Origin of the sequence: Candidatus Thiopontia autotrophica (assembly GCA_014384675.1) — a bacterium.
GTDB lineage: Bacteria > Pseudomonadota > Gammaproteobacteria.
Map to the genome: position 1 here is coordinate 105,801 of JACNFK010000023.1, position 3,417 is coordinate 109,217.

Here is a 3,417-nt window from a genome sequence, read left to right on the forward strand (position 1 = left end):
TTTAATCAGTTACTGAGAGTTCGGCCGCCATCTACACTGATGATCTGGCCAGTTATGTAGTTGGCGCTGCCGATCAGGAACAGGATGGTTTGAGCAATATCGTCAGGCTCTCCAGATCGTTTGAGCGCAGTTCTGGATATGATCTCCGCACGTGTATCGTCATCCAGGCCAGACTCAGGCCAAAGTATGGCTCCAGGTGCAACCCCATTAACCCGGATCTCTGGCCCTAGTTCACGCGCCATACTTTTTGTAAGCATGGTTATGCCGGCTTTCGCAATGCTGTATAGGGTATGTTCCTTGAGCGGGCGCTCAGCATGAATATCAACGATATTGATAATAGTTCCATGAACTCTTTTCAGTTCGGGGGCTGCCGCCTGCGAGAGAAATAGTGGCGCCTTAAGGTTGGTTCCAATCAGATCATCCCAGCCATCCTCATCCATTGAGCCGACTGGAGTAGGATAGAAGGTTGATGCATTATTGATCAGTACATCAAGCCTTCCCCAGTAGCCGGCTGCCTGCTGGATAATAGAGTCAAACCCTGAGATTTGGTGAAGGTCGGCCTGAATTAGCTCTACAGAGTCAGGACGATTTTGTTGCAGTTCATCTTGTAGCGCAACAGCATCTGTTGCAGAGTTGCGATAGTGAAGCACAATATTCATGCCCGACTTGTGCAGTAGGCGCACAGTTGCGGCGCCAATTCTATGGGCTGCACCTGTGATCAATACGACCTTGCCCTGGTAACTGTTGGTATCATTGCCCACAAATATGGCCCCACAAATGAAAAAATTAATTGTAACAGATGACTAACACCTTCCTTGCGCCAACCCAAGAGATGGAGAGTATATCCAGGCAGCTACAGGCCAGTATGGTTGAGTCGATTCAGCAGGCAGGGGGCTGGATGCCATTCGACCAGTGGATGTCTCAGGCGTTATATACCCCGGGGCTTGGTTATTACAGCAACCTTCATGGTCTGGGGCTCTCTGGTGACTTTATAACTGCGCCAGAGATTTCGCCACTATTCTCAAGGGTGATTGCAAAACAGATCATGTCAGTGCTGTCGGATATGGAGTCTCCAGAGATACTTGAGTTTGGCGCAGGCTCCGGGGCAATGGCAGCAGAGATAATGGCAGAGCTTGAGAGGCAAGGGCAGCTTCCAGACAGTTACAACATTCTTGAGGTGAGTGCAGGGCTGAAAGTAAGGCAGAGAGAGCTGCTTGGCGAACGTATTCCTCATCTAGTCGACCGTATCAATTGGCTGGACACCATGCCGGAAACACATTTTCAGGGAGTGGTTGTTGCCAATGAGGTGATGGACGCCATCCCTGTAGAGCGTTTTGTTGTTCGTAGAGGTACGGCTATCGCACTAGGGGTTTCCATTGATGAAAATGGTATTCTGGTTATGAGAGAGCACCCTGATGGTATGGCGGTTGAACTGCCGGCAGAAATCGATATGGAGAGCATGGATGATGGATATATGTCCGAGGTGAGACCAGGGCTTTCACCATGGATCGCCTCGATTTCGGATCAGTTGCAGAGGGGGATAGTTCTGCTGATTGATTATGGCTACTCACGTACCGAGTATTATCGCCCAGAACGCAACAGTGGTACTTTAAGCTGCTTCTACCGGCACCATAGACATGAGGATGCCCTTGCTCTACCAGGACTTCAGGATATAACGGCGCATATTGATTTTACTGCTGTCGCCGAGGCGGCAGATGAGTCTGGACTGGATGTTGCCGGTTACACAACACAGGCATATTTTCTGCTGGCTGGAGGGATTGCAAAGATGGCAGAAGATGAGAATCTGGATGATATACAGGCCCGTATTGAGACATCACGGGCAATTCAGCAGCTCACAATGCCGGCACAGATGGGTGAGGTGGTAAAAGTGATGGCCTTGACCAGAGGTGTCAAATTACCAGATACATTTACTATCCACGACCAGCTTCACACACTGTAGTAGAGTAGATAGCATGGATCTTATTCAGATTGTTCTCTTATCACTAGTGCAGGGGCTGACAGAATTTCTCCCCATCTCCAGCTCGGCACACCTTATTCTGGTTCCGGTTCTGACTGGTTGGCAGGATCAAGGGCTGGCCTTTGATGTCGCTGTACATATCGGCACACTATTGGCAGTGGTCAGCTACTTTCGCTCTGAACTGATAAAAATGGTTTCAGAGTGGGGCGGCTCACTGGTTGGTCGAGGGGTGACGGCTGATGCGAAACTGGCATGGGCAGTTGGGCTGGGAACAATTCCTGTTGGGCTGGCAGGCCTTGTATTTAAGGATCATATTGAGCTATACCTACGGTCTCCGCTGGTTATTGCCACCACCACCATACTCTTCGGGCTGCTGCTCTGGTGGGCCGATTACAGAGGAAAGCGACAGAGTGATGAGCACCAAATGGGGTGGCAGACAGTTTTGGTGGTTGCACTATCACAGATATTTGCCCTGATCCCGGGAACCTCCCGGTCAGGCGTCACCATGACAGCAGCACTAGCTATGGGGATGACAAGACAGGGTGCAGCCAGATTCTCTTTCCTGCTCTCTGTTCCAGTAATCTTGTTGGCTGGGGGACTGGAGGTGGTGGAGTTGATCCAGCAGGGGGATGGTGTTAACTGGGCCACACTGTTGCTGGGAACGGCACTATCTGCAATAAGTGCATACCTCTGTATACACTACTTTCTGAGACTATTGGACCGTATAGGGATGGCCCCATTTGTGCTCTATCGCATGATTTTGGGCGGACTGTTGCTGCTGTTATATCTGTAAGCTATAGAATGTTTAATGGCGCAAAATTTACTCTACCAACACAGGGCGCTTCAATGATCTACGTTGTAGTGCAGTTTGCCTGTATCATCTATTTAGTCATTAACGCACAGTTGACCAATTTTGATCTACCTGTTTATATCCTGATGGCGCTTTCTGCAGTTATTGGCGGTATGGCTATCATCAATATGAGGCTTGATAATCTCAATATTGTACCCACCCTAAAACAGAGGCATCAATTAATCACTACAGGCATCTATGCCTACATCAGGCACCCAATGTACAGCAGTGTGCTGCTCTTCTGTTTAGCGCTGACCCTAAGCAACATCCATCTGTATGCGCTGCTTGTTATGTTGGTGCTACTGATTGATTTAATTATGAAATCAAATTTTGAAGAAAAACTCCTGGCCGAGCGTTTTGAGCAGTATAAAAACTATAAAACAGACACAGGAAGGTTTTTGCCCTTCAAAAGGTATTAGAAAGAACGAATTGGATAAGGCCTCTTATTCAGCAGTCGAAAAGCATTCGCTATGGCGGGACAGCACCCCTCTTACCACAACTTGAGGAGGTGGTAGCGTCTGCCTTTACAGCCTGAGCACGTCTTTTCTGTAGCTCATTGCTGATCTCTTGCCCTCTGAACCCATCAGCA

At 48.8% G+C, this 3,417-nt stretch carries 4 protein-coding genes; 3 read left to right on the plus strand and 1 reads right to left on the minus strand.

Features of this window, described 5'->3' with window-relative positions:
• Positions 1–5: 5 nt before the first annotated feature.
• Positions 6–761 (minus strand): pteridine reductase, encoded by a 756-nt coding sequence (locus H8D24_03580; GenBank protein ID MBC8519474.1) that lies wholly within the window; start codon positions 759–761, stop codon positions 6–8.
• A 38-nt stretch (positions 762–799) separates the two neighbouring features.
• On the opposite strand from H8D24_03580, the gene H8D24_03585 reads away from it, so the two are divergent.
• The 3 genes from H8D24_03585 to H8D24_03595 are packed head-to-tail and all read left to right on the plus strand — an operon-like array spanning position 800 to position 3,247.
• Entirely contained in the window at positions 800–1,960 is a 1,161-nt protein-coding gene (locus H8D24_03585) for an SAM-dependent methyltransferase (protein ID MBC8519475.1), read from the plus strand.
• 13 nt (positions 1,961–1,973) lie between these two features.
• Positions 1,974–2,771 carry an undecaprenyl-diphosphate phosphatase gene (locus tag H8D24_03590; GenBank protein ID MBC8519476.1) on the plus strand — a complete coding sequence of 266 codons (798 nt, stop codon included), beginning with the start codon at positions 1,974–1,976 and terminating at the stop codon, positions 2,769–2,771.
• Positions 2,772–2,779: 8 nt separating this feature from the next.
• Entirely contained in the window at positions 2,780–3,247 is a 468-nt protein-coding gene (locus H8D24_03595) for an isoprenylcysteine carboxylmethyltransferase family protein (protein ID MBC8519477.1), read from the plus strand.
• Positions 3,248–3,417: the final 170 nt, after the last annotated feature.

Coding starts and splice junctions, on each gene's coding strand:
- H8D24_03585 (MBC8519475.1), top strand. CDS start 800: ATGACTAACACCTTCCTTGCGCCAACCCAAGAGATGGAGAGTATATCC.
- H8D24_03590 (MBC8519476.1), top strand. CDS start 1,974: ATGGATCTTATTCAGATTGTTCTCTTATCACTAGTGCAGGGGCTGACA.
- H8D24_03595 (MBC8519477.1), top strand. CDS start 2,780: ATGTTTAATGGCGCAAAATTTACTCTACCAACACAGGGCGCTTCAATG.